Raw genomic sequence first — 23920 nt, 5'->3', positions numbered from 1 at the left:
GGCATAACTCCGTTGGGCAGGATAGAGACGATTCAGTCATCACGTTGACGCCCCGCCACGTTACGGGCAAGAGCAAACTCCATGATCCTGACACGTCATTTTTTCATAGCTTCGGCTCAACCCGGTTACGGCACCAGCAAAAGCGTGTCCAGCGGAGGCGCAGCGGCGTGACACAAACCCCGGCTCAGCCGACAGTCCAGAACTGGATCGCACTCGGCATCCTCACCGTCTTGTGGGGCTCCGCCTTTGCCTTCATTGGCTATACAGTCGACTTCCTGCCGCCGATGGCGCTCATCTTTGTGCGCCTGACCCTGGCCGCACTGATCCTGCTGGCCTGGGCGATATTCCGTGGCCGACGCATGCCACCGCTGACGGACAAGCGCTGGCTCTGGTTTACCGGGCTGGGCTTTTTCGGAAACACCCTGCCCTTCTTCCTGATCGCCTGGGGCCAGCTCAGCCTGGACAGTGCCCTGACCGGTATTCTGGTGGCGACCATGCCGCTGGCGACGCTGGGCCTGGCTCATGTCTTTGTTCCCGGCGAGCGCATGAATGCCCGCAAGCTGATCGGTTTCCTTGTGGGTTTCGGCGGCGTTGTCGTGTTGATGGGCCCCAGCGCCCTGCAGGGAATTTTCGACAGTTCCTTCGTCGCTCAGATCGCCGTCGTCGGCGCCGCGGTGTGTTACGGCATCAACGCCGTCATGGCGCGTATGCTGCCGGAAACCTCGCCCTCGGTGTCCGGCGCAGGAATGCTGATCACGGCTGCCCTGCTCTCCCTGCCCATGGGCTTGTGGGAGCTGACCCAGGTGGACGCCGTACCCATGACGGCATGGGCCTCGGTGGTCTGGCTGGCGCTGGCGCCAACAGCAATCGCCTCGGTCATGCTGATGCAGATTGCGCGCACGGCCGGTCCGGGCTTCCTGGCGATCGTCAATTATCTCACACCCGTCGCGGCAGTCGTCACAGGTTACATCATCGGTGAAAGCATCGGCTGGACAGCACTGCTGGCCCTCGCAATCATCCTGGCCGGCGTGTGGATCGCGCGGAAACGCTAGGAGCTGAAGGTGCAGCGGCCATCCATAATCGATAATCGCCCAGCCGAGCCGGTCACTGTCGACCGGAGCTTTGCCAAAAGCCGCCGCATTTTTTCCAAGAACCTTCTCAGAGAAGTGCGGACCCGATTGAAGGGAAGCGGATGGCGTCTCAATAGCAATACACTTTTCAAGCAGATTGACGGGCTATTCGTGTGCCTCCGGGTCAACTCGTTTCTCAACGCCGATCACACGAGTGTTCTGATCGAACTCAAACCAATGGAAGTTGATAGCATCCTTTGGCAGGCGCTCGGCCTGGAAGATAACGAAAGACAGCCATTGTCATTCAGAGCGTCAGCTGCCTTCCAGTGTTGGGCGAGCATTGCGGGCGCAGTTGAGATCAGCGACGCCAACCAAGCTTCAGATACTGCAGACCTGATTGTTAAGCACGCCTGCACCCGCGCTCAATCCGCCGCCAAGACCGTGGGTAGTACGCCGTTTTCAGTATGGCTCGAAGGGCTGATGGATGAAGGTCCAGACACAAGACCGCCGCATAGCGCCTTGTTGGTCTGCGCGATGATCGCCGATCGTCGTATCGACGATGCGCGCACGAAGATTGACCAGGTCTTAGAGCGACCAAGTCTGCACCATGGCATTGTCATGCAAACCGGTGTGCGCTCAACCCACTACCTTGAGAGTTTGAAGGCCTCGCTCTCGGCCATAGCCTAATCCCGCACCACCCACATATGATCCACCGGACCATGTCCGCGGCCAAATCCCGGCGCGCGCTTGATCGCCTCGTGCAGATAATCGCCGGCCTGTTCGGTCGCTTCCGGCAAGGCATGACCCTGTGCCAGCAGGGCTGTGATCGCCGCAGCCAGCGTACATCCGGTACCATGGGTATGGGGCGTGTCGAGGCGCGGTCGCTCCATGATCTCCAGGCCGCGCTGGGAGACCAGCACATCGCGGACGCTGGAACTGTCCACATGCCCGCCTTTAACCAGTGCCGCCGAAGCGCCCATTTCGCGAAGGGCCTTCGCCGCCTCGATCTGCGTATGCAGATCTGTGACATCGACCCCGGTCAGTCGCCGGGCCTCGTCGCTATTGGGCGTGACCAGATCCGCACGGGGCAGCAATCGTTCCCGGATCACGCTTTCCGCGCCATCATCCACCAGCGCATCACCCGAAGTGGCAATCATAACAGGATCGACCACCAGCGGTACATCCGGTGCGGCCTCTTCCAGCGTCTCCACCACCGTTTCAATCACCGACCGGCTGGCCAGCATGCCAGTCTTGATGACATCGGCACCGATATCATCGAGCACGGCCCGCATCTGGTCGGCGATGATCTGTTCGGGCACGGCGTGGATGCCGGTTACACCCAGCGTGTTCTGGACGGTAATGGCCGTGATCGCAGTCGCCGCATACCCGCCCAGGGCCGAAACAGCCTTGATGTCTGCCTGGATACCGGCCCCGCCGCCACTATCGGATCCGGCAATGATCAGGACACGGCCGCGATGCTGGCTGGAAGACATTACTGGCGGTTCTCCAGGGCGCGGGCGCGATCCAGGGCCGCCGCGGCCTGGGCATCGGACCGGGCATGGCCGGCGGCCTGGCGGTAAAGCTGCAGCGCCGCATCAGCGTTGCCGGCACGAACCTCCAACTCGGCCAGCTCCACGGCCGCTGCATAATTCTCCGGCTCGAAGGCCAGGACCTGACGATAGATGCCGTTCGCCTCCCGCGTCTGCCCCTGCTGGGCGAGGCAGGCCGCGTGCGGAACCAGAAGCCGTTCATTCCAGGGATCGTCCGCGACAGCCTGCGCCAGGCGTTCACATTCATCCATGGGTGTGGCTGGAGCCGGTTCGCTTGCGGTTTCATCAGCCACTGTTGCGATCGCCATCGGTTCCGGCGGAACTTCTGTCGTCGCTGGGGTTTCTGCCGGAGCTTGCACAGGCACCTCAACCGCCGGTGTCGGCGCCGTTTCCGAATGCGCTGCCGCGGCAGGCTCAACGCGATCGGTGTGAGCAGGTTGGGGGGCGTTCCGGACCAGGTCTGGACCGCTGCCCGTTCCAACATCAATTGAAACCAGCACGCCGCCCTCTCGAACTTCGGCCTGCAATCCAGTCCATTCACGCGCGGAGGATAGCTCGATGACGGCACCGCCGGTTTCTGCATGCAATGTTACAGCCTGAACCAGATCCGTGTGAGCAGGGGAAATTGAGCGGGAGCTGACATCAACGCCATGAACACGCAGGCGCATACCGCTCGCCGTCTGTTCGAACTCAACCTGGCCCGGTTGGTTGTCGAAACCGAACCAGACATAGCCGTTCATGCCAACAGATGTGGCACGTAGGTCAGTCAGCTCGCCGTGAGCTGCAGAGCTCAGGAGGAACAGGCAGGGCAGAAGCAGAAAATGTCTCATTATCCCTGCCTCCGCCTATCCGTTTAAAACCGGGTTAAGAGCCGCTGAGCGCGGCCACCGGGACACTGTCGCAGGTGTCATATCCCAGGGCACCGATCAGCGATCCGTCCGCACGGCGGACTGATTCATAGATATAACACCCCTCAGCCATGCCCGGCATGCGAGAGCGGACAAAATGCGGGTCCCCCTCGCCCAACATCGCATCGGCCGCATTGAGCTGGCGAACGGAGTTGATGGCCGCGTCCTGCTCTCGTGTCGTACACTCCCAGGTCGCGTCATCCTGATCGACCAGACGCACCCCCGTGGTTCCGCCCGGCTGGGCGTAGGCCAGCGAGACATGCTGGGCGCGGCGGCCAAACTCTGCCAGGCAGACATCAATCGCGGGCATGAATTCCATCAGGTAATTCGACCAGCGATCGGTCTCGGCACGTTCCAGGCCACAGCCCTCGAACTGACCGCCGCCGATCGCCACCAATGCGAAATGGGTAAGCGTGTCACCGCCCTGTTCACACGGACCGGCCTGCAGCTCTACGAAAACCTCGCGACCGTCTACCGTTGAACCATGGTAGCGGCGTACGCCGTCAGCGAGATAGGGCATGCCAACACGCAGCTCGGCCTCGGTGCCATCCGTCATGGAGAAAACCACCGCGAGGACGCCGGAGCTTTCCTCGAACTCCAAGGCGCCCTGCCACCCCCCGTCGCCGGCAAGCTGATACCCGAAGCGCGCGCCCGCCTGACGCGTGGCATCGGACGGGGCGTAGTCGAAAGCGGAAAGCGCCAAGCCACCAGCGCCGCGGTCAGTCGTCGATGAACACGCGGCCAGGGCCGTACACACCATGGCCAGAACCAGTAACTGTCTCATTTTCCCCTCCATCGAAAACGATGCCTAAAAACAGCCTAACACATGAACCGGACATGATCACAGCCTCGGCGGGTCAGATCCCGTCGGCAAAATGCGCCTTGAGATGGTCGACAAAAAGCCGGACCCGATGAGCCAGGTATCGCGAGGACGGGAAAACCGCCCAGAGGTCCCGGTGCTCAGGTTGCCAGTCGTCCAGCAGGCGAACGACACGCCCCTCCGACAGCGCCTGCTCGGCGGCCCAGGCTGGCGTGCCGACAATACCCAGCCCCGCTGCTGCTGCTTCGACCGCTGCGACAGCCCCGTTCAGGGAAAGACGGCCGTTGATACGCACCTCCACACGTTCCTCGCCCCGCTCCAGCACGATCTGCTGTGCGGCCGGCTTGTTGCGATCGATGATAACGGAGTGCTGGGCGAGGTCTTCCGGTCGCTCTGGCACTCCGGCAGCCTCGAGATAGGCAGGTGACGCGACCAGCACCATTTGCGCCGGCGCCAGCTGGCGCGCGATCAACGCGCTGTCCGGCAGATTTCCGATACGAATTGCGACGTCGAATCCTTCATTGACCAGATCGACCATGCGATCACCCATGGAAAGGCGCACCTCGACACCCGGCCACTTGTTCATGAAGTCGGAGACCGGAAGGATCAGCTTGCGAGGGGTGAAGTCCACGGGAGCAGAAACCCGCAGCAACCCGGCCGGTGCTGAAGTCGCCGCCGCCACGCCTTCTTCCAGCGCATCATATTCATCCAGCCAGGGCCGCACCCTCTCCAGCAGGGCGGCGCCCGCATCCGTCAGACGGACCGATCGGGTCGTCCGCTCGAACAGGCGCGCCTGCAGGCGCGTTTCAAGGGCGGTGATCTGTTTGGAAGCCGCGCCCGGGGTCACACCCTCTCGCTCCGCTGCCTGGGTAAAGGAGCCCAGCTCGGCGACCGATGAAAACAGTCGCAGGGCATCGATACGATCCATTTGTTCCCTCAGAGAAATTGTCTTGCTCCAAATTACCCAATTATCGCCAATGGGTCAAAACGCTATCTCTCCGTCATCGCAATCAACTCGCTGGAGAGACACATGTCTGACCAACAATCCCAATACGGAGTGGCACTGCTGCGCGTCAGCCTCGGTGTCCTGTTCCTGGCCCACGGCCTGCTCAAGGTTCTGGTCTTCACCCCGGCCGGCACGGTCGGCTTCTTCGAAAGCCTCGGCTTTCCCGGCTTCTTTGCCTATCTCGTGATAGTCGGCGAAATCGGCGGTGGCCTGCTTTTGATCGCCGGAGCCTATACCCGCATCATCGCACTCGCCCTGGTACCGATAGCCCTGGGCGCCACCCTTGTTCACCTGGGCAATGGCTGGGTATTCAGCGCCGAAGGCGGCGGCTGGGAATTCCCACTCTTCCTGACCATCACCACGCTGGTCCAGGCGATGCTCGGCGCTGGCGCCTTCGCCTTGCGCACACCGGAGCTCCCCTTCCTGCCACGGGCCATGCAGGCGTGATGCCCCGCCCGCTTTTCATCTCCCATGGTGCGCCGGATGTGTTGATCAAGGACACGCCGGCGCATCGCGCCATGCAAATGCTGGGAGAGCGCCCGACACCACGGGCCTATGTGGTGATTTCCGCACACTGGCAGTCCGGCGACCTGCAGATCACGGCGTCAGACACTCCCGATACTATCCATGATTTCCGCGGGTTCGGCGAGAAACTGGAACGATTTCAGTATCCCGTCGCCGGATCCGCCGAAATCGCCGGACACATTGCCACGCTTCTTAACCGGCAAGGTTTGCCCGTGCGCCTGAACCAGCGCCGTGGACTCGATCATGGCAGCTGGGTCCCGATGGCACTTGTCAGGCCGCAAGCCGATGCCCCGGTCCTGCAACTCTCCCTGCCCCGTCAGAACGATAGCGACAGTGTGGTGCTTGGCCGGGCGTTGACCGCGCTGATTGATCGGGACATCCAGATCATAGGGTCCGGCGCGCTCACGCATTCGCTGGCCGACAGCCTGCCGTTGGCCGAAACCGCCCCGGTGGCCAACTTCGCCGAAGAATTTCGCGAGGCTGTTCTCCCCGCGCTTGAAACAGGTGATATCGACGCCGCGCTGGCCTGGCGGTCAGTCCCGCACGCACAGCGAAACCACCCGACGCCAGAGCACTATCGACCGCTTCTTGTGGCGATGGCTGCAGGCGGCAGACCCGGGCAGTGCCTTCATACTTCGTGGAGCCGCTCTGCCCTGGCGATGGATATCTGGGAGTTCTAACCCGGCTTGCGGGCCCGGCTGGTCAGCACGCAAGGCGTCATCAACAATGTGTTCGGGTCAGCCGCGCGCCGAGCGAGAAAGTCCCGGAACGCCTCAGCGTCTTCGCGCGAAAGAAAGCCCAACTCGACCAGCCTGGCCGGTGCTTCCTCAAGCCAGGTGATTGGCCAGCGAAATATCGGATCTGACGGACGCGCGGCGTAAAGGACCGGCGTCATCTCATCGATTTCCAGCCCCAATTCGGCAAACCAGGCCGGGAAACGCCGGGCAATATTCGGATCGCCCTGGAAATGCGCCCAGCTGGCCTCAACCGCGCTCACGAAGCGGTCGAACACCGGCTCGCTCGGCTCCAGCCGGAAACTGCGATAATCGACATATTCCTGGGCCACAAACACGCCACCCGGCTTCAGCGTCCGCTTGATGCCCTTGAGCGCCGCATGCGGGTCCGGCAGGAAACACAAGACCCAGCGTGTCCAGACGGCGTCGAACTCGGCCTCTGGCCAGTCAAATGCATCGAGCGAGGAATGAACCGTGCGGATATTGTCCAGCCCGCGGCTTTTTGCGCTGTCACGCAGGGCCGCCAGGAAAAACTCCGACTGGTCGACTGCGACGACCTCGCCCTCCGGGCCGACAAGCTGGGCCAGATCGTAACTCGCATAGCCGGGGCCACAGCCCACATCCAGCACCCGCATACCTGGCCGGATGCCCGCCCTACGCCAGACGCCCAGACCGGATTCCCGCCACAGCGTGTGCTGCAGACCAAGCCGCTTCAGCTCCGCGTCATTGGTCCCGATGATATAATCTTCCTCGGCTAGCTCAGTCTCGCTCAAAGTCTGCCTCCCCGCTGAAATCGCTGCGCAGCTAAACACGAGTTGGCGACAAAACCAGCCCGAAAAAAGCGATTTCAGTTTCGGCCGGCAAACAGATCAGGCGCAAATGGCGAAAACTAGCGACTGCGGTCGAGGCGGGAATTGGTGACAAACATCGCCTTGCTTGCCTGACGCTGCAGAGCTTCGACATAAACTTCGTCAGACCGGACCTGTTGCACCGACTGGACGGCAAGCCAGCTGAGCAGGCAGGTCAGGGACACGGCACAAGCCCAGCACAAGCCCGTGAACACCCGGATGGGGTCGCGCAATATTTCAAGGCTGGACTGCAACATGCCCGGCGGATTTCCCTCGCTAAGATCTCGGGCATTTTCGACAAGAGCAGGCCGGTTGCATGTCATAATTCATTCGAATCCTGAATATGTGCAAGCAAATTCGATTCTCTATTGGAATCAAGCCTCTAGACATTTGGTTTCGTTCGTAAACCAAATGCAGAATTCACCCAGAGGGAGAATATCACCTCGAATCCGGTGCCGGAATCAGTCCTCTCGGGCGGGCAGGGAAACCCGATATTGCCCATAAACCCCTTGTCGGAAAGACGTAAACCAGAGGGTGTCCTGATCGGAATTTACCCACGCGCCGTACTCGTACTCGACTGTATTGACATCCTGGCCCAGTGGTGTCGGCTCGGCCCAGCCATCCGCTAGCGCATGGCTGATGTAAAGATCGTCCCCGCCCTGGCCGTCTGGAGCACCGGTCCGGGCGAACAGGACATAACTTTCGTCCGGAGCAACAAAGATGTCTGCCTCCGAGAACTCGGTTGAAAGCTGGCGCAAATGCTCCACCCGCCAGCCCGAGGCCAGGTCAGGTCGCGCGCGATAAAGATCAGACCCGCCCGCGCCGCCATCACGCCGCGAAGCGAAATAGATCGTGCCATTGGCCGCGAGCGATCCGTGGAAGTCATGGGCGGACGAATTGACGGGCTCCTCCAGTCGCCGCGCGGCGACAAACCGGCCTTCGTGGAAGCGCACAAACCAGAGGTCCCAGTCCTCCCGCGCTTCCCCCGGCATCGGAGCAGACGAAAAAACCGCACTACGCCCGTCCGGCGCAAACCGCAAGGCACGCATCTCTACAGGCCAGGCATTGCCATCGATCTCGACCGGCTGTGGGACGCCCCATCCTGCGGCGCCCAGATAGGTCAGCAGGACACGGTGATTGCCCCAGTCATCATCATGCCGGCCGAACGCCATGATCGTCTGCTCGGGATTGAAACTGATCCAACTGGCGTGTTCATCAGGGCTGACCATCTCGGGCACAGCCTCGATCAGGCCTTCACCATCCTGCGTCATCATCGACGCCGCCAGCCCCATAATCCACGCTACCAACATCACTCACTCCATCGCGCTCACCAACAGGCCGAACGAGAATAGCGCGCAAATCAAGGCTGGCCACTTAAGCTGGCGTAACTCTCCCGATTGTGATGGCGCCACAAACACCAACCGCCCGTCCTTGTTCCCCGGAGGGTTCAAGAGGCGGGCGGCCGCGTTGCTTGGTCGTCGCGCTATAGTCGCGCCTTCCTTGCACGTGCTCCAGGCGGGTCAGCCCGGGAGCGTCCTCCTGGGTAGGAGGTTTGGTCAGGACGGTCCTCCCCGAAGGGAGAGGCCGCCTCACCGGGTCCGGCTTTGACCCCGAACCCACGATATCGTCCCTGATGGTCCGACACCGCTGCCTCCAGCTTCCCCACTTGCGTGTTTCCGCCTTCGACTGATCCGGGTTTTACCCCGCACCTGACCCATCTCCCAGGGGATCTGGATCTTCGCCGGCTCTGTCCCCGCTTGCGCGGATCTTTCCCCGACCGGCCTGATCTTTCGACCTCACCGCTGGTTCCGCTCCCGAAGGGGTGGAACCGGTGCCTCCGGCTGTCCCACTCACGTGTTTCCGCCCTTGGCCAAGCCGGGTCTGACCCCGGATCTGATCCTTTCCCCGAAAGGTCCGGATCTTCGCCGGCTGCGTCCCCGCTTACGCGGTTTCCTCACCGACCGGCCTGATCTCTCGACCTTGCCGCTGGTCCGTTTCCCGAGGGTCCCGGCCCGGATCTTCAGGCCGCTTCACGTTCGTGCTCCGGCTTTCGATCCGCCGTCGGCTTGGTCCGATTTCCCCTTGCAGGGTTGGCTTTCCGCCCCGTCGACAATCAAACGTTAGGTCGGGAGAGCCCGGCCGGTCAACGCGACGGCTTGTGGGTTGCGTGGATAAGAAAGCGGGTTCTGTGGATAAATGAGCGCTTTTTGTGGATAACGCAATTTTTTCGCACCGAATTCCGGTTTGACGAAACAGGTGCAGCGCCACCTTTGAATATTTGCGCGCAATTAGGGAATTTATTGCTGATCCGTCAAGGGCGAGAGCTGTATTTTCCGGCCGGACCAATCACTGATCTTCACGATGATACAGACGGTCAAAATGACTCCTGCCCGTGTGGATAGCCGCCTTCAGGCCCCGCGCCGGCCAAGATGAAAGGCGAAGGCAATACACCAGAGATAAAGCCCCGTCTCGAGCGCTCGCTGATAGAGACCAACCAGCGGATTGTCCGGGGTCAGCTGGACGAAGCAGGCCAGTGCGAACAAGCCAACCACGAGCCCGCTCACGGCAAGACCGCGATCCTTGCTTTGAAACCGGCCAACTGCGAGCAGAAACAGGCCAAGAATGCCGAACAGATAAGCGCCCAGACCACTGGCGATGTGAACGAGATGAGTGGTCGTTGGGTCGTCCGGCCGACAACCGCTGTCGCAGGGAAAGAAGGCCGCGATGACCAATCCAAGGGCATACAGTGCGAGCGCCAGCAATCCAGCCCTGAGCCAGCCATTGCGCCCCACCCGGGTCAACGCGAGACCGACAAAGGCCAGGAAAAGAAGCTCTGTCGGCAGAAAACCGAGATAATTGACCGCCCACGCATTGGGCGCCTGCTGCGCCCCCAGCTCGCTCATGAACTGGCTCACATGGTCATATCCGGGATGCAGGGCTCCGGCGATTACCACAGAAGCGACAAGCCAGGCATAGCTGGCAATAGGCAGGGCAGGCAGCCACGAACTGGTACGCACGACATTCTCCACTGTTTCGGCAGGCGAAGCATTCACACAGTTTCCGAACGCATGCTAGCGGGGCATCGCGATCCCGACAGAAGGATTGTGCCGCGTGCTATCCCCATGAAAAAACCGGCCCGGAATGCTCCGGGCCGGTTCTTTTGAGAGATCAGGTCGGATTACTCCGCCGCGACAGCCTCGGCCGGAGCGAAACGTCCGTAGAAGGTCTCGCCCTTCTCGGCCATTTCACGCAGCAGGGCTGGCACTTCGAACTGGTCGCCATAAGCAGCTTTCAGCTCGTCGGCACGTTTCACGAAGGCCGCCGCGCCATAGGTGTCGATGTAGGACAGCGCGCCACCGGTATAAGGCGCAAAGCCCCAGCCCAGGATGGAGCCGACATCGGCCTCGCGCGGATCGATGACGATTTCCTCTTCCATGCAGCGGGCCGCTTCGATGGCCTGGGTGAAGAGGATGCGGTCCTTGATCTCGTCGGTGGACGGCTGGTCTTCCAGGTATTTGCCACCCGGAGCGAATTGTTCCAGCTCCGGCCAGAGGCGCTTGGGCTGGCCCTTTTCGGCCGGATAGTCATAGAAGCCCTTGGAATTCTTGCGTCCGAAACGCTCGTACTCCTCGACCATCTTGAACAGGATCGGCTCGGTCGGGGACGGTTTGTAGTTCTCGCCCAGATCCGACTTGGTCTGCTTGATCAGCTTCACACCCAGATCCAGCGCAACCTCGTCCTGCAGGGAGAGCGGACCAACCGGCATGCCGGCCATCTTGGTCGCATTCTCGATCAGGACCGGGCTGACACCCTCGGCCAGCATGTTCATGCCTTCACCGATGAAGCGCATGACACAACGGTTGGCATAGAAGCCGCGCGTGTCGGAGACGACGATCGGCGTCTTCTTGATCTTGGTGACATAGTCGATCGCGCGCGACAGGGCGTAATCACCCGTATTGTCGCCCATGATGATCTCGACCAGCATCATCTTCTCGACCGGCGAGAAGAAGTGGATGCCGATGAACTGGTCCTCGCGCTTGGACGCCTTGGCCAGATCCGTGATCGGAATGGAGGAGGTGTTCGACGCAAAGACCGCATTCTCCGGGATGACCTCTTCGGACATCTGGGTGATCTTGGCCTTCAGCTCGGAATTCTCGAACACGGCCTCGATGACGAGGTCGACATCGGACAGCAGGGAATAGTCCGTGGTCGCCGTGACCAGGGCACCCATCTTGTCGGCCTTTTCCTGGGAAAGCTTGCCGCGCTTCACACCCTTGGCGAAGTGATCGGTGACATGCTTCTTGCCCTTGTCGGCGCCTTCCTGGTTGGCGTCGATGAGCACGACCTCGATACCGGCCTGGGCGGTGACCGTGGCAATGCCGGCGCCCATGAAGCCGGCACCGATGATGGCGACTTTCTTGACGTCAGCCTTTTCCTGGCTGGCCGGACGACGTCCACCCTTCTCCAGCGCCTGCTTGGACAGGAAGATGGAGCGGATCATGTTGCGGCTTTCCGGACGCAGCAGCAGCTTGGTGAAATAGCGGCTCTCGATGCGCAGACCCTGGTCGATGGAGACCTGGGCACCTTCATAGACGCAGGACAGGATGTAACGCTGGGCCGGATAGTTGCCATAGGTGTTTTTGCGCAGCATCGGAGAGGCTGCACCGAAGACCTGGGCACCGGCGGGATGGTAGGGACCACCGCCCGGGAATTTGAACTTGTCGCCATCCCACGGCTGGGTCGCATTCATCGGGTCTTCCTTGACGAGTTCCTTCGCCTTGGAAACCAGCTCGGCCATCGGCACGGTGGCGTGGGCAATGCCCAGGGCCTGTGCGGACGGACCATCATGCTGCTTGCCCTGAAGCAGGATCGGCGCGGCATTCATGACACCAACCAGGCGCGGCAGGCGCTGGGTGCCGCCACCGCCCGGCAGCACGCCGACCATGGCTTCCGGCAGGCCGACCTTGGCCTTGGGATTGTCGTTCGGCATGACGCGGTAATGGCAAGCCATGGTGATCTCGAAACCACCGCCCAGGGCCAGGCCATTGATTGCGGCTGCGATCGGCTTGCCGCAGGTTTCCAGCTCGCGCAGCGTCTTGTTCAGGCGATAACACTGTTCGAACAGTTTCGCCTTCATCTCGTCTTCCGGCAGCTTGGCCATTTCAGACGATCCACCGCCCAGCTCGGACAGGTCTGCACCGGCACAGAAGGCCGACTTGCCGGAGGTCAGGACCACGCCCTTGATGGCGTCGTCGGTTTTGACCTTCTCGGTCAGTTCCACGAAATCGTCCATGACGTCCGCGGAGATAACGTTCATCGACTTGCCAGGGCTGTCGAATGTGACGAGGGCAATGCCGTCGCCGTCGATTTCAAGTGTGAAGTTTTTCATCAGGATTTCTCCTCATCGGACGGCGTCTCGCCATCCTGCTTTTTCTTTATTTCGTTAAGCCGTCCAGCGCCGAAAGCGACGGAGAGCGACATGGCTATGGCGACACCGATGGCGATGCCAATTGACAGGCTCTCCAGGGCCACCCCCAGCGCGACGCCGATCGCAATCCCGACAGGAAAACCAAGCGGCAACCCAAGCGTCAGAATCGACGCCGAGTCCTTTTTGTCCTGCTCGAGCTTGGGATCATGCATGATTACACCCGCTCGATAATGGTGGCCGTGCCCATGCCGCCGCCGACACAGAGCGTGGTGAGTGCGGTTTCCTTGTCGGAGCGCTCCAGCTCGTCCAGGACCGTGCCCAGGATCATCGCGCCGGTTGCGCCAAGCGGGTGACCCATGGCGATCGCGCCACCATTCACATTCATGATGTCGTGATCGATCTCATAGGCCTGCATCAGACGCAGAACGACAGCCGCGAACGCCTCGTTCAGCTCCCACAGATCCACATCGCTGGCATCCATGCCGGCTTTCTTGAGCACCTTGGCGGTGACCGGAACCGGGCCCGTCAGCATGATGGTCGGCTCGGATCCGACGGAGGCCATCGCCTTGATGCGCGCACGCGGCTTGAGGCCGGCTTTCTCGCCCGCTTCCTTGGAGCCGATCAGCACCATGGAAGATCCGTCGACGATACCGGAGGAGTTGCCGCCCGTGTGGACCCAGTTGAGATATTCGATTTCCGGGTAACGCTGCGTGGCAACATGTTCGAAACCGACGAAGTCGGACAGGTCCTTGAAGGCAGACTTGAGCGAACCCAGGCCCTGCATATCGGTGCCCGGACGCATGTGCTCGTCATGATCGAGAATGGTCAGGCCCAGCTGGTCCTTGACCGGAACAATCGTCTTCTTGAAACGACCTTCCTCCCAGGCGCGCGCTGCACGCTTCTGGCTTTCCACGGCATAGGCATCGACATCGTCACGGGAGAAACCGTGCTTGGTCGCGATCAGGTCGGCAGAAACACCCTGCGGAACGATATAGTGGTCAAAGCCGATCTCCGGATCGGACATCATCGCACCACCGTCGGAACCCATCGGGACGCGCGACATGGCCTCGACACCGCCACCAATGGCGAAGTCGGCCTCGCCGGACATGACCTTGGCGGCTGCAACATTGACCGCTTCCAGCCCGGAGGCACAGAAACGGTTGAGCTGGAAGCCCGCGGTCGTCTCGGCGTATTTCGCGTTCATGACGGCAGAGCGGGCGATATTGGCACCCTGTTCGCCGACCGGGGAGACGACACCCATGATGACGTCATCAACCAGCGCCGTGTCGAGATTATTGCGATCGCGGATCGCCTCGAGCTGCTGGGTCGCAAGCTGAAGCGCCGTGATCTCGTTCAGCGCTCCGCCCTTCTTCTTGCCACGCGGCGTGCGCGTGGCGTCGTAGATATAGGCTTCAGTCATTTTCAGTCCTTTCCGCTTCGCGGGTTTGTTCTTTATCGACACAAATCAGTTCCTGCCCGGACTGGGCAGAGCCATCACCCATCCCCCTCAACCATGTGGTAGGCGATGGCGCTTTCCCCGCGCTCGTTCAGCGCTTCGGCGAGACGAAGGCGCTCTGCCACGGGTTTGTTCTGTGAGAGTTTGGCCTTGCCATCGAGGCGTTCAATTTCCAGCTCGAAGGGCTGGATCGCGGCCTCGAGCATGGCGCGTTTTCTTTCTTCCAGATTGGTGATCCGCCACTGTTCCTCGAAATCGGCGATCTGGGAGGAGAGCGCCCGTTCCGCGTCCTCGCCTTCCAGAGCGACCAGTTTTCCGTGGGCATGCACGGCGATGTAGTTCCAGGTGGGAACATTGTCATTGGGATCGGAATACCAGGTCGGCGAGACATAGGCGTGCGGACCAGAGAAGATCGCGATGGCCTGCTTGCCGTCCTGGATGGCCTTCGTAACCGGGTTGGCGCGGGCGACATGCCCGACCAGGGCCTGGCGCTCATCGGCCAGTTTCAGCGGGATATGCGTGGCCGCCAGATCCGGCTCCCCCGGCACCAGGAGAATGGCAAAATCATACGAACGCATCAGCGCCCGCATCCCGGTCTCATTCTCCATCTTGAAGTGCGTGGGGGTGTACATCAGAGGAATCTCCTTCGAACGCTGCGGGCCATCCAGAATGCCCCGGAAAGACCGAGCGCCATAAACACCGACCAGACGAGCCCATCCAGACGCAGCCCGGAAAGAGCCGAAAAGATCAACGGGATGCCATATGAGGCGGCAATTCCACAAAAGACAGCGACCAACACACGATCACCCGCCAAGATCCATCCCAGTGCGAAGATCGCCGCAAAGGCCGGCAGATAACCCAGCACTTCTGTCGTCGAGGGTATGAAGAAGGTAAAACCGTGATGCGCCCACATGCTCGCCCAACCGTAATAGATGGTGGAACCGATATACGGAGCACCCCAGCCCGCGACGAACGCGAGCACCGAGAGACTGCGACTCGATTGTTGATCCACCAAGGTCGTCATCGCGCTAAAGCGTCCTTCCGATCAGGAGTTTCATGATCTCGTTGGTGCCGCCATAGATGCGCTGGACACGGCTGTCGGTCCACATCTTGGCGATGGGGTATTCCTTCATATAGCCATAGCCGCCGTGCAGCTGAACGCACTCGTCGATCACTTCGTTTTGAGCGTCCGACACCCAGTATTTCGCCATCGAGGCCGTAGCTGCATCGAGCTCGCCCTTCATCAGGCGCTCTGAACAATGGTGCACAAACACTTCGGCCAGCGTCGCCTTGGTCTTGCACTCGGCGAGTTTGAACTGGCTGTTCTGGAAATGCAGGATCGGGCGGCCAAAGGCCTGGCGTTCCTTGGTATAGGTGATGGTCTCGTGCAGGGCGCGTTTCATGGCGCCGACACCCTGGACGGCGATCTGCAGCCGTTCCTGGGGCAGTTTCTTCATCAGCTGGATGAAACCCTGGCCCTCTTCCGGACCGAGCAGCGCATCGGCCGGCACCCAGACATCCTCGAAGAACAGCTCAGCCGTGTCCTGGGCCTTCATGCCGACCTTGTCGAGCAAGCGACCACGTTTGAAGCCCTCGACCTTCTCGGTCTCGACCAGCATCAGCGAGACGCCGTCAAACCCCTTGGTCGGGTCGGTCTTGCAGACCACGATGATGAAATTGGCGGAGCCGCCATTGGTGATGAAGGTCTTCTGGCCGTTGATGCGATAGCCATTGCCATCCTTGACCGCCGTCGTCTTGACGCTCTGCAGGTCCGAACCGGTGCCCGGCTCCGACATGGCGATGGCGCCGATCAGCTCTCCGGAAATCATGCGCGGCAGGATCGACTTCTTCTGCTCGTCCGAACCGAATTCGGTGATGTAGGGCGCGATGATCGTATTGTGCAGGCCAACACCCCAGCCGCTCGCGCCGACCTCGGCACCGGCCGTATGGAAGACGTATTCATGGCCCCAGTCGCCGCCGGCGCCACCATATTCCTCCGGCACGGACGGGCAGAGCAGCCCGGCTTCACCGGCCTTGGTCCAGATCTCGCGATCGACCATGCCCTGCTCTTCCCAACGTTCAGCATTGGGAACACATTCCTTGGCCATGAAGGCGCGCACCGTATCCTCGAACATGCGCACATCCTCGCGCTCGAGAAAGGCTGGTTTTGGTACGTTGAGTGGGTCCTGAAACACCTGATTATCCTCCCCTTTGACCCTTGCGGGCCTGATCAACCGTCACGAGCCGGGACCATCCTCGTTTGGCGGGACGGTCTCCGGCAGAAGCGGCCGCGTTAGAACGCCTCCGCGTCGAGTTCCATCATGCTGTCTGCGCCGGCTTCTACCTTGGCGAGATGCATGGCGGCTTCCGGCACCCAGCGCTCGATGAAGTAGCGGCCGGTGACCAGCTTGTTGGCATAGATAGGATCGCTATCACCCGCGGCGACCTTGGCCGCGGAAACCTTGGCCATTTTCGCCCACATATAGGTCAGGCAGGTCAGGCCGAAGAGGTTGAGATAGTCGTGGCTGCCCGCGCCGGCATGGTCGAAATTCTCCAGCGCATTGTTCATCAGCCAGTCGGTACCCTGTTTCAGCTTGTCGCGGCACTCCGTCAGCGCATCGATGAAGGGCTGTGTCGTCTCGTCACCGCCCTCGGCGATGAAGGCTTCCAGTTCGCCCATGAAGGTCGTGATCGGGCGCATGCCGTTCATCGCCAGCTTGCGGCCCACCAGGTCGAGCGCCTGGACGCCATTGGTGCCTTCATAGATCAGGGTGATGCGGGCATCGCGAAGCAGCTGGGACGCACCCCATTCCTCGGTAAAGCCGGAACCACCGTGGATCTGCAGACCGTTGGAGACCATGTCATAGCCCTTGCCGGTCAGATAGGACTTCACGATCGGGGTCAGCAGCGCCATGTAGTCGCCACCCTTCTCGCGCATGGTCGGATCGTCAGACTTTTCCTCCAGATCGCCGTGCAGGGCCGTCCAGAAGGCGAAACAACGCGCCGCTTCGACAAATGATTTCTGATCCATCAGCATGCGACGCACATCCGGATGCACGATGATCGGGTCGGCGGGGCCGTTCGGGTTTTTCGGTCCGGTCAGGGAGCGGCCCTGGATACGGTCCTTGGCGAAGTCGAGGGATTGCTGATAGGCGGCCTCGGCCAGGGCATAACCCTGCAGGCCCACGCCCAGTCGTGCCTCATTCATCATGATAAACATGATCTTGAGCCCCTTGTTCTCCTCGCCCACGAGCCAGCCGGTCGCCTCGTCATAGTCCATGACGCAGGTGGCGTTGCCGTGGATACCCATCTTGTGTTCCAGGCCGCCACACTTGGCATTGTTGCGCTCGCCCGGATTGCCGTCGGCATCCGGAATGAATTTCGGCACGACGAAGAGGGAAATCCCCTTCACGCCTTCCGGGGCGCCTTCGATACGGGCCAGGACGAGATGGACGATGTTCTCGGCCATGTCGTGCTCGCCGGAGGAAATCCAGATCTTCTGGCCGGTGATCTTGTAGGAGCCGTCCGCCTGCGGAACAGCTTTGGTGCGCAGCATGCCCAGATCCGTTCCGCAATGCGGCTCGGTCAGGTTCATCGTCCCGCCCCACTGGCAGGAGATCATCTTGGGCAGGTAAAGCGCCTTCTGCTCGTCGGTACCACCGGTGTGCAGCGCCGCAGCCGCACCCAGGGTCAGACCCGGATACATGCCAAACGCCATATTCGAGGAGGAGACCATCTCGTTGACCGCAAGATTGAGAACGTGCGGCAGGCCCTGGCCACCATATTCCGGATCAGAGGACAGCGCCGTCCAGCCCGCTTCGGACATCTGCTGGAAGGCTTCCTTCCAGCCGGTCGGCGTAGTGACATTGCCGTCATCGTCACGCGTACAGCCTTCCACATCGCCGACCTTGGAGATCGGGGCCAGCACGCCCTCGCAGAACTTGCCGCCCTCTTCCAGGATCGCGGCCATGGTATCCACGTCCGCATCGGCAAAACCGGGCAGATGGCCATATTGGCCAACATCCAGGACGTCATTCAGGACAAACATCTGGTCACGAACAGGAGCGCGATAGGCTGCCATGATTTATCTCCAACAATCAGTCAGTGCGGGGTCTGAGCCCCGTAAAGGGATGAAACTCTAAGAGGAACTCGGGGGCATGCCCGTCCAGTCTTCCAGGCGGGCGGACGCCAGGGCTTCGAAGGCCCGGGCGCGACGTTTGATTTCTTCGGACGGCTCGTTCTCGTTGAGGCGGGCATTCAGCCAGTCCAGGCCGGCATTCATCTCTTCCAGCGCGCGCTCGACATCCTCGCGCTGCTGTTCAAGCACACCAATGCGGCTCTCGAAACGCTCGATCGTCGCGTCAAGCACCTGCGGGTCGCGGCTGTCGATGAAGCGCAGGTCCAGCATTTCCTTGATCTCGTCGAGCGCAAAGCCGACGCGCTTGCCGCGCAGGATCAGTTCGATGCGCGCACGATCCATGGCGGAATAAACACGGGAAGCGCCCCGGCGCATGGGCGTGATCATGCCCTTCTGCTCATAAAAGCGTAGCGTGCGCGGGGTAACGTCGAACTCCTTGGAAAGTTCGCGGATGGTGAATTCAGTATCGGGCGGAACAGGTTTGACCATGAATGAACAATGTTCACATGATTACGCGAACGTCAACGTCAAATTTATGACGCATGTTCGAATTTACCTTTCCACATGCTTCGCCCTTTTCTCGCCGCGCTTGACGCGGCAGTATCCGGCCATGTTCAGTTTCACGCGTCTTCTTGCCCTCTCCGGCCTCCTGATCGGCAGCAGCTCCACAGCTATCGCGCAACAGGATCCGGCCGACCCCTTCTCCATCCTTGCGCCGCAGCCGCTGCAACTGGAAACAAGCGAGGATACGCCGACACAAACGCCGGCTGTGGCGGGCGCTCACCTGGGTCGCAGCGCCTATCTCGCCCTGCGCGGAGAAACCGGCGAAACAGTCACCCAAACCCGCTGGCGGGTTGAACGCCAGACCCTGGCCGGCGAACCCACCGACACCCAGATGCGGAACCTGACGTTTGGCGATGGCTATGTGCAGGACGGCAGCACGATCTACGACTTCACGACCGGACGCGTCCTGACTGTCACCGATGAACACGTGACCAATACTGCGATGGCCGCAAGCGCCCATCGCCAGATGGACGTCTTCACCCGGTTTACGCGCGGCGGCGAGCTTGAGGAGATCGCCGGGCCGGGCGGGGTGAGCTTTGAACGTTTCTGGATCGAGGCCGCAACCGGCATTCGCGCCAATCCGGTTGACCTGGTCCGCAGCGAGACCGAGGCCGGCCTGATCGAGATCCGGCGCACACCGGATGGCAGTGCCGTTTACAGCGTCGTCCCGGGCGAACGCGGCGACAACGCACTTTACGACCAGCTCACCCGATGGATGCGACATACCCTGCCAATCCACCCGGACGCCATTGGCTCTGCTGGATCGCTCGGACAATTGCCAGACAGCTTCTCATTTCTCGTCTTCAGCCCCTCCAGCCCGGACGGCCGCCGCGAGACCTGGACGCTGCTGCGCAGCAACGTCGAGGAGCGCGCCTTCCCCTGGCCGGCCGGCCGGGTCGAATCCGATGCGACGGGCTATTTGCCGGCAAATGACGCCTTGAGCACGATCATCCACAAGGGCCTGGCTGCAACACGCCGCCCGGAGACCATGCCCACAACCGAGAACTTCTTGTTCGCCTCTCAATCCCTGATGCAGGCCGGAGACCTGCCCGGCGCCTACCTGACCTTGATGCAGGGAAGCCAGCATGAGGGTGAGTGCCAACCCAACACGTCCAGCGAGCTGTGCTCCGCCATGACCCGCATCATCATTGCAGGACTGGGCAACCAGGACTTCCAGACCGTGGCCAGCGCCGTGGCAAACCGCGCCACGGATCCGGCCGCCCTGATCGAGGCACTTTCCGGCCTTACGGATCGCACCGACTACGCCGGTGCCGCGGCGAACCTGATGTCCGCACAGGCGGCGGCGCGTGTTCCGGGCACCGACACCTTGCCGCTGGACTATTTCGCGACCTCGGCCCAGATCGACCCGGCGGCGCCCCTCCTCTACTGGCATGCCGGTCGTTATGCGGTCAGTCAGAATGATATCGAGACGGCCTGGCTCCTGTTCGATATCGCCCGCGCCCTGCCCTCCATCACATCCGATACGCCGCAACGCGAAGCGGCGGCCCTGGAGGAGCGTCTGCGCAATATCTCGCCGCGCTTCTTCGCCGCTGCTCAATAGCACGGACTTATCCACATATTTTACGGCGCATTAACCGAGTCATCTCCTTGTCTAGACTCAGGATTTCAGGGCCCGCTCGCGATTCCCTGATTTTCGTGTGGAAACACTAGATCTAGTGCCACCGCGCTCGGTTTACACAATATTAACCGGCAGATAGCGTTGGCCTGGGCGAGAAGAAAGCGATTCGGATGTCATCTGGGGGTCCCTGGAGCGTGAAAGGAATCGACCCGCGTGCAAGGGCGCGGGCGAAGACTGCTGCACGCAAGCAGGGCATGACTCTGGGTGAATGGCTGAACCGCGTCATTCTCGACGACAATGATCCCGCAACGACCCAGTGGGACGACGCCCTGGAAGCCTTTCCCGGCTTTGACGGCGATGTCGCCAACGATGATGACCGCCTGCTCAGGGCGATGATTAACCGCCTGTCCGATCGCATCGAAAAAGCCGAACAGGCCTCCAGCTCCACCCTGTCCGAACTCGACAGGGCCATTACCCAGCTTGCCACCAATGTCGCCAAGGTTGCCCAACGCCAGGGCGCCAAGCTGGACGAGACCGACAAGAGCATAGACAGCGTCAATCGCAGCCAGGGCGAGATCGCCGACCGGCTGCGCAAGCTGGAAACCAGCGTTTCCGCGACCAGTGGCGAGGACACCAAGGCTATCCACGCCACGGTGATGAAGCTCGCCCGCCGCCTCTATGAACACGAAAATGACGTCTCCGCCCGCCTGCATGAACAGGAACAGACCGGTGGCATCGCTGCCCGTGAGCTGATCGACGAGACCAACAAGCGTGTCGACAAGCTGGAATCGCGCGCGGACAATCTCAAGGAGTTCACGGAACGCGTCGAGGACTCCGAGCGTCGTACCAATGATACCGCGCGCACGCTGGAGACGTCCTTCGCACGTCTGGACGAACGCCTGCGCGCACTGGAAACGCGCAACACCAATGACAATGTCGAGCTGGAGCGTCGCTTCGAGCGTCTGCAGGATGATGTATCCCGCATTGTCACGGATCTCCGCGACCAGGTCGGATCGACCGGCATTCGCGTCGAGGACGCAGATCGTCGCCAGGCTGACAGCATGGCGCGCCTGGGCGACGAGATCAGCCGCCTGGCCCAGGCCATTGACCAGCGCCTGACCGAGAGCGAGCGACGTGCCGAGGAGGCCCGCCAGGACCGCCGCTCGGAAGAAACGCTCAACCACCGCATCGACGAGGTTCGCCAGGAAAACAAGGAATCCATGCGCCGCATGGCCGATGAGGTCACGCGCCTGGGCCGCTCCCTGGCCGATCGCATCCAGCGCTCCGAGGAACGCTCGACCAAGGCCGTCGAACAGGTCACTGACCGCATGGCCGACGCGATCGAGCGGATCGAGAACAATCGTCCTGACCGCGAGGCGGAGCTGGAAGACCGCCTGCGCCAGTCCGAGGAACGCACAGCGACACGCATCGAGGATGCGTTGCAGGGTGTCCAGGACAAGCTGGCTGCAGTGCGCAACGAAACCGAAGAGACTCTGACCCCCGTCCAGCGCGCGATGACTGCGCTCGCCGACCGGCTCGAGGCGATCGAGAGCCGCGACAAGGCACCCGATACCGAAACGGTTGACGAAAAACCCGCAAACGAAACGGCCCAGCGCGCCGAACCGGTCATCACCAGTTCCGACGATTATGATCCGTTCGATTTCGACGCCCCGCTGGGACCGCCGCCCCAGGCTGAGGTTCCGGTCAGCGCTTTTGAAAGCGGCAAGACCGATCCCTTCCTGGCGGACGAACCCTTTGTGCCAAACGCGCCGGTTCTGCGTGAACCGGAAGCGACACTACCGGCACCGCAGGCTCCGGCGGAGCAGGCACAGGCACAGGCACAGGCACAGGCAGAGATTCCGCGCGGCGAGACCCGCCGCCAGAAACGGCGCCGTATCGCCGAAGAACGAGCGCGCCAACAGGCCGAGACGAGTACTCCTGCGCCCCAAGCAAAGGCAGCGCCCAAGGCTCCTGCCCAGCCGCGCCCGGCAGCCCGGGTTGGCGCAACAGCCGATGCGGATTTCCTCGCTGCAGCTCGCGAAACCACACGCACGACTGCCTACACACCCTATGAACGCGAGAACCGGCCGATCAAGTTCAGCCGCGCAACGCTGGTCGCCATCCCGCTCATGGCCCTCATCTCTCTTGGCGGCGCTGGCGCGATCCTGATCTGGGGTGCGCTGCAGGGCGAGGATGGCTCCACAATCGCAGATGCCCGTTCCGACGATGCCTTCATCGCCCAAGTTGAGGCTGGCCTCGCGGCCCCGGCCCAGCCCTCCTCAACGACCAGCCCGGCTGCCAACCTTGACGCCGAACCGGAAACAACGCCGGCAGAGGCTGAGGCTTCACCGCCCCGTGACCAGGTTGCTGACGCCTCAGCGACGATCACGCCGACCCCGGAGCCGGTGACAAACGAACCTGCATCATCGTCCGTCGAACGTTCGACCCGCGAAATCGCCCCGACCGAAGCGGCAAACTCGACAAGTGGCACCACGCTGGAAAGCGCTGCTGCCGACGGCAATCCGATCGCCCGTTATCAGTTGGGCATGCGCCAACTGGAAGCCGGCGACCTAGCTTCGGCGTCAATCCTGTTGCGCCGCGCTGCGGAACAGGGTGTGCCGGCCGCACAGTATCGCTACGCCAAAATGCTGGAAACCGGCGAAGGCGTCGACATGGATCTGGAAGCCGCTCGCCGCTGGACCGAACGTGCGGCCAATTCCGGCCATCGCCGTGCCATGCACAATCTCGCCGTGATGTATTACTACGGCTCCGGCGCACCGCGTGATTTCGAAACGGCGGCCCGCTGGTTCCAGGAAGCTGCCCTGCTGGGCCTGGGCGATTCACAGTTCAACCTCGCGCTTCTGTTCGAGAGCGGCCAGGGAGTTCCCTTGAGCCTTGCAGACGCCTATGCTTGGTACATGATCTCCGCCAATGACAGCGATCCGACGGCAGGCGAACGCGCAATCGCGCTGGAGGAACTACTCGAGCCGGAAGCCCTGTCTCAGGCGCGCCAGGTCGCCCAAAGCTTCCAGCCGCGCCCGATCGACGCCCAGGCAAACGGCCTCTATCAGGGACAGGCATGGGATCGCACACCCTCTGCCAGCGCGGCCGACATTGAACGCGCCCAGGGTTTCCTCTCGGTGCTGGGTTACCGCCCGGGTCCGATTGACGGCGCAATAGGAGATCGTACTCGCCAGGCCATCATGGCCTTTGAGGCGGACCAGGGTCTGCCGCGGACCGGCCATGTGGACGACGTTCTGCTGGAACGCCTGTCCCGCGCTGTAGCGAACTAGA

22 protein-coding genes are annotated in these 23920 nt (G+C 61.7%); 6 read left to right on the top strand and 16 right to left on the bottom strand.

Going from position 1 to position 23920, the window contains the following annotated elements; genetic code table 11:
- Window positions 1–167 precede the first annotated feature (167 nt).
- Together JJ889_RS03895 and JJ889_RS03890 are read left to right on the top strand one after the other, a co-directional pair.
- The gene (locus JJ889_RS03895; RefSeq protein ID WP_291891644.1) at window positions 168–1052 is read left to right on the top strand and encodes a DMT family transporter; all 885 of its coding nucleotides are present in this window, start codon (window positions 168–170) and stop codon (window positions 1050–1052) included.
- Between the two features lie 9 nt (window positions 1053–1061).
- Window positions 1062–1757, top strand: coding sequence for a hypothetical protein (locus tag JJ889_RS03890; RefSeq protein ID WP_291891642.1), 696 nt, complete (start codon window positions 1062–1064; stop codon window positions 1755–1757).
- On the opposite strand, the gene thiD is transcribed toward JJ889_RS03890, so the two are convergent.
- The 4 genes from thiD to JJ889_RS03870 form a co-directional block, all read right to left on the bottom strand.
- Window positions 1754–2563 (bottom strand): bifunctional hydroxymethylpyrimidine kinase/phosphomethylpyrimidine kinase, encoded by an 810-nt coding sequence (thiD, locus tag JJ889_RS03885; RefSeq protein WP_291891641.1) that lies wholly within the window; start codon window positions 2561–2563, stop codon window positions 1754–1756. The two genes, JJ889_RS03890 and thiD, sit on opposite strands and share 4 nt — an antisense overlap.
- Window positions 2563–3450, bottom strand: coding sequence for a tetratricopeptide repeat protein (locus JJ889_RS03880; RefSeq protein ID WP_291891639.1), 888 nt, complete (start codon window positions 3448–3450; stop codon window positions 2563–2565). The genes thiD and JJ889_RS03880 overlap by 1 nt, the downstream gene beginning before the upstream one ends.
- Before the next feature lie 34 nt (window positions 3451–3484).
- The gene (locus tag JJ889_RS03875; protein WP_291891637.1) at window positions 3485–4312 is read right to left on the bottom strand and encodes a hypothetical protein; all 828 of its coding nucleotides are present in this window, start codon (window positions 4310–4312) and stop codon (window positions 3485–3487) included.
- Between the two features lie 73 nt (window positions 4313–4385).
- The gene (locus tag JJ889_RS03870) at window positions 4386–5276 is read right to left on the bottom strand and encodes a LysR family transcriptional regulator (RefSeq protein WP_291891635.1); all 891 of its coding nucleotides are present in this window, start codon (window positions 5274–5276) and stop codon (window positions 4386–4388) included.
- A gap of 102 nt (window positions 5277–5378) precedes the next feature.
- Here JJ889_RS03870 and JJ889_RS03865 point away from each other — a divergent pair, with 102 nt between their 5' ends.
- Window positions 5379–5801 carry a DoxX family protein gene (locus JJ889_RS03865; RefSeq protein ID WP_291891633.1) on the top strand — a complete coding sequence of 141 codons (423 nt, stop codon included), beginning with the start codon at window positions 5379–5381 and terminating at the stop codon, window positions 5799–5801.
- Complete coding sequence (locus JJ889_RS03860) at window positions 5801–6559, top strand: class III extradiol ring-cleavage dioxygenase (protein WP_291891631.1); 759 nt, start codon at window positions 5801–5803, stop codon at window positions 6557–6559. The genes JJ889_RS03865 and JJ889_RS03860 overlap by 1 nt, the downstream gene beginning before the upstream one ends.
- Here the strand turns inward: JJ889_RS03860 and JJ889_RS03855 are convergent.
- The 12 genes from JJ889_RS03855 to JJ889_RS03800 form a co-directional block, all read right to left on the bottom strand.
- Complete coding sequence (locus JJ889_RS03855; protein ID WP_291891629.1) at window positions 6556–7386, bottom strand: methyltransferase domain-containing protein; 831 nt, start codon at window positions 7384–7386, stop codon at window positions 6556–6558. The two genes, JJ889_RS03860 and JJ889_RS03855, sit on opposite strands and share 4 nt — an antisense overlap.
- A 116-nt stretch (window positions 7387–7502) precedes the next feature.
- Entirely contained in the window at window positions 7503–7718 is a 216-nt protein-coding gene (locus tag JJ889_RS03850) for a hypothetical protein (protein ID WP_291891627.1), read from the bottom strand.
- A gap of 204 nt (window positions 7719–7922) precedes the next feature.
- Entirely contained in the window at window positions 7923–8771 is an 849-nt protein-coding gene (locus JJ889_RS03845) for a hypothetical protein (protein WP_291891625.1), read from the bottom strand.
- Window positions 8772–9869: 1098 nt separating this feature from the next.
- Window positions 9870–10478 (bottom strand): DUF998 domain-containing protein, encoded by a 609-nt coding sequence (locus JJ889_RS03840; protein ID WP_291891623.1) that lies wholly within the window; start codon window positions 10476–10478, stop codon window positions 9870–9872.
- 161 nt (window positions 10479–10639) lie between these two features.
- Window positions 10640–12850, bottom strand: a complete 2211-nt coding sequence (locus tag JJ889_RS03835) for a 3-hydroxyacyl-CoA dehydrogenase NAD-binding domain-containing protein (RefSeq protein WP_291891621.1) — start codon at window positions 12848–12850, stop codon at window positions 10640–10642.
- A complete protein-coding gene (locus tag JJ889_RS03830; protein WP_291891619.1) occupies window positions 12850–13101 on the bottom strand; it encodes a hypothetical protein in 252 nt (83 codons plus the stop codon). Before JJ889_RS03830 ends, JJ889_RS03835 begins: the two co-directional genes overlap by 1 nt.
- Window positions 13102–13103: 2 nt before the next feature.
- Entirely contained in the window at window positions 13104–14309 is a 1206-nt protein-coding gene (locus JJ889_RS03825) for an acetyl-CoA C-acetyltransferase (protein ID WP_291891617.1), read from the bottom strand.
- Window positions 14310–14383: 74 nt separating this feature from the next.
- Window positions 14384–14977 (bottom strand): FMN-binding negative transcriptional regulator, encoded by a 594-nt coding sequence (locus JJ889_RS03820; RefSeq protein WP_291891616.1) that lies wholly within the window; start codon window positions 14975–14977, stop codon window positions 14384–14386.
- Window positions 14977–15327, bottom strand: a complete 351-nt coding sequence (locus JJ889_RS03815) for a hypothetical protein (RefSeq protein ID WP_291891614.1) — start codon at window positions 15325–15327, stop codon at window positions 14977–14979. Before JJ889_RS03815 ends, JJ889_RS03820 begins: the two co-directional genes overlap by 1 nt.
- Before the next feature lie 46 nt (window positions 15328–15373).
- Complete coding sequence (locus JJ889_RS03810) at window positions 15374–16480, bottom strand: acyl-CoA dehydrogenase family protein (RefSeq protein WP_366940055.1); 1107 nt, start codon at window positions 16478–16480, stop codon at window positions 15374–15376.
- A gap of 158 nt (window positions 16481–16638) precedes the next feature.
- Window positions 16639–18426: an acyl-CoA dehydrogenase C-terminal domain-containing protein gene (locus JJ889_RS03805; protein WP_291891611.1), complete on the bottom strand. Its 1788-nt coding sequence runs from the start codon at window positions 18424–18426 to the stop codon at window positions 16639–16641.
- A 57-nt stretch (window positions 18427–18483) separates the two neighbouring features.
- The gene (locus tag JJ889_RS03800) at window positions 18484–18972 is read right to left on the bottom strand and encodes a MerR family DNA-binding transcriptional regulator (RefSeq protein ID WP_291891610.1); all 489 of its coding nucleotides are present in this window, start codon (window positions 18970–18972) and stop codon (window positions 18484–18486) included.
- A gap of 121 nt (window positions 18973–19093) precedes the next feature.
- Here JJ889_RS03800 and JJ889_RS03795 point away from each other — a divergent pair, with 121 nt between their 5' ends.
- Together JJ889_RS03795 and JJ889_RS03790 are read left to right on the top strand one after the other, a co-directional pair.
- A complete protein-coding gene (locus JJ889_RS03795; protein ID WP_291891609.1) occupies window positions 19094–20608 on the top strand; it encodes a hypothetical protein in 1515 nt (504 codons plus the stop codon).
- Window positions 20609–20880: 272 nt separating this feature from the next.
- Complete coding sequence (locus JJ889_RS03790) at window positions 20881–23919, top strand: peptidoglycan-binding protein (protein WP_291891608.1); 3039 nt, start codon at window positions 20881–20883, stop codon at window positions 23917–23919.
- The last annotated feature ends 1 nt before the right edge of the window (window position 23920 follow it).

Origin of the sequence: Maricaulis sp. (assembly GCF_017643475.1) — a bacterium.
GTDB lineage: Bacteria > Pseudomonadota > Alphaproteobacteria > Caulobacterales > Maricaulaceae > Maricaulis.
This window is presented reverse-complemented; position numbering and strand designations above follow the sequence as displayed.

What these genes read in the sequence shown, in the direction of transcription:
- thiD (WP_291891641.1), bottom strand. Translation starts at nt 2,563, where the DNA reads ATGTCTTCCAGCCAGCATCGCGGCCGTGTCCTGATCATTGCCGGATCC.
- JJ889_RS03880 (WP_291891639.1), bottom strand. Translation starts at nt 3,450, where the DNA reads ATGAGACATTTTCTGCTTCTGCCCTGCCTGTTCCTCCTGAGCTCTGCA.
- JJ889_RS03875 (WP_291891637.1), bottom strand. Translation starts at nt 4,312, where the DNA reads ATGAGACAGTTACTGGTTCTGGCCATGGTGTGTACGGCCCTGGCCGCG.
- JJ889_RS03870 (WP_291891635.1), bottom strand. Translation starts at nt 5,276, where the DNA reads ATGGATCGTATCGATGCCCTGCGACTGTTTTCATCGGTCGCCGAGCTG.
- JJ889_RS03865 (WP_291891633.1), top strand. Translation starts at nt 5,379, where the DNA reads ATGTCTGACCAACAATCCCAATACGGAGTGGCACTGCTGCGCGTCAGC.
- JJ889_RS03860 (WP_291891631.1), top strand. Translation starts at nt 5,801, where the DNA reads ATGCCCCGCCCGCTTTTCATCTCCCATGGTGCGCCGGATGTGTTGATC.
- JJ889_RS03850 (WP_291891627.1), bottom strand. Translation starts at nt 7,718, where the DNA reads ATGTTGCAGTCCAGCCTTGAAATATTGCGCGACCCCATCCGGGTGTTC.
- JJ889_RS03845 (WP_291891625.1), bottom strand. Translation starts at nt 8,771, where the DNA reads ATGTTGGTAGCGTGGATTATGGGGCTGGCGGCGTCGATGATGACGCAG.
- JJ889_RS03835 (WP_291891621.1), bottom strand. Translation starts at nt 12,850, where the DNA reads ATGAAAAACTTCACACTTGAAATCGACGGCGACGGCATTGCCCTCGTC.
- JJ889_RS03830 (WP_291891619.1), bottom strand. Translation starts at nt 13,101, where the DNA reads ATGCATGATCCCAAGCTCGAGCAGGACAAAAAGGACTCGGCGTCGATT.
- JJ889_RS03825 (WP_291891617.1), bottom strand. Translation starts at nt 14,309, where the DNA reads ATGACTGAAGCCTATATCTACGACGCCACGCGCACGCCGCGTGGCAAG.
- JJ889_RS03820 (WP_291891616.1), bottom strand. Translation starts at nt 14,977, where the DNA reads ATGTACACCCCCACGCACTTCAAGATGGAGAATGAGACCGGGATGCGG.
- JJ889_RS03810 (WP_366940055.1), bottom strand. Translation starts at nt 16,480, where the DNA reads ATGTTCGAGGATACGGTGCGCGCCTTCATGGCCAAGGAATGTGTTCCC.
- JJ889_RS03805 (WP_291891611.1), bottom strand. Translation starts at nt 18,426, where the DNA reads ATGGCAGCCTATCGCGCTCCTGTTCGTGACCAGATGTTTGTCCTGAAT.
- JJ889_RS03800 (WP_291891610.1), bottom strand. Translation starts at nt 18,972, where the DNA reads ATGGTCAAACCTGTTCCGCCCGATACTGAATTCACCATCCGCGAACTT.
- JJ889_RS03795 (WP_291891609.1), top strand. Translation starts at nt 19,094, where the DNA reads ATGTTCAGTTTCACGCGTCTTCTTGCCCTCTCCGGCCTCCTGATCGGC.
- JJ889_RS03790 (WP_291891608.1), top strand. Translation starts at nt 20,881, where the DNA reads ATGACTCTGGGTGAATGGCTGAACCGCGTCATTCTCGACGACAATGAT.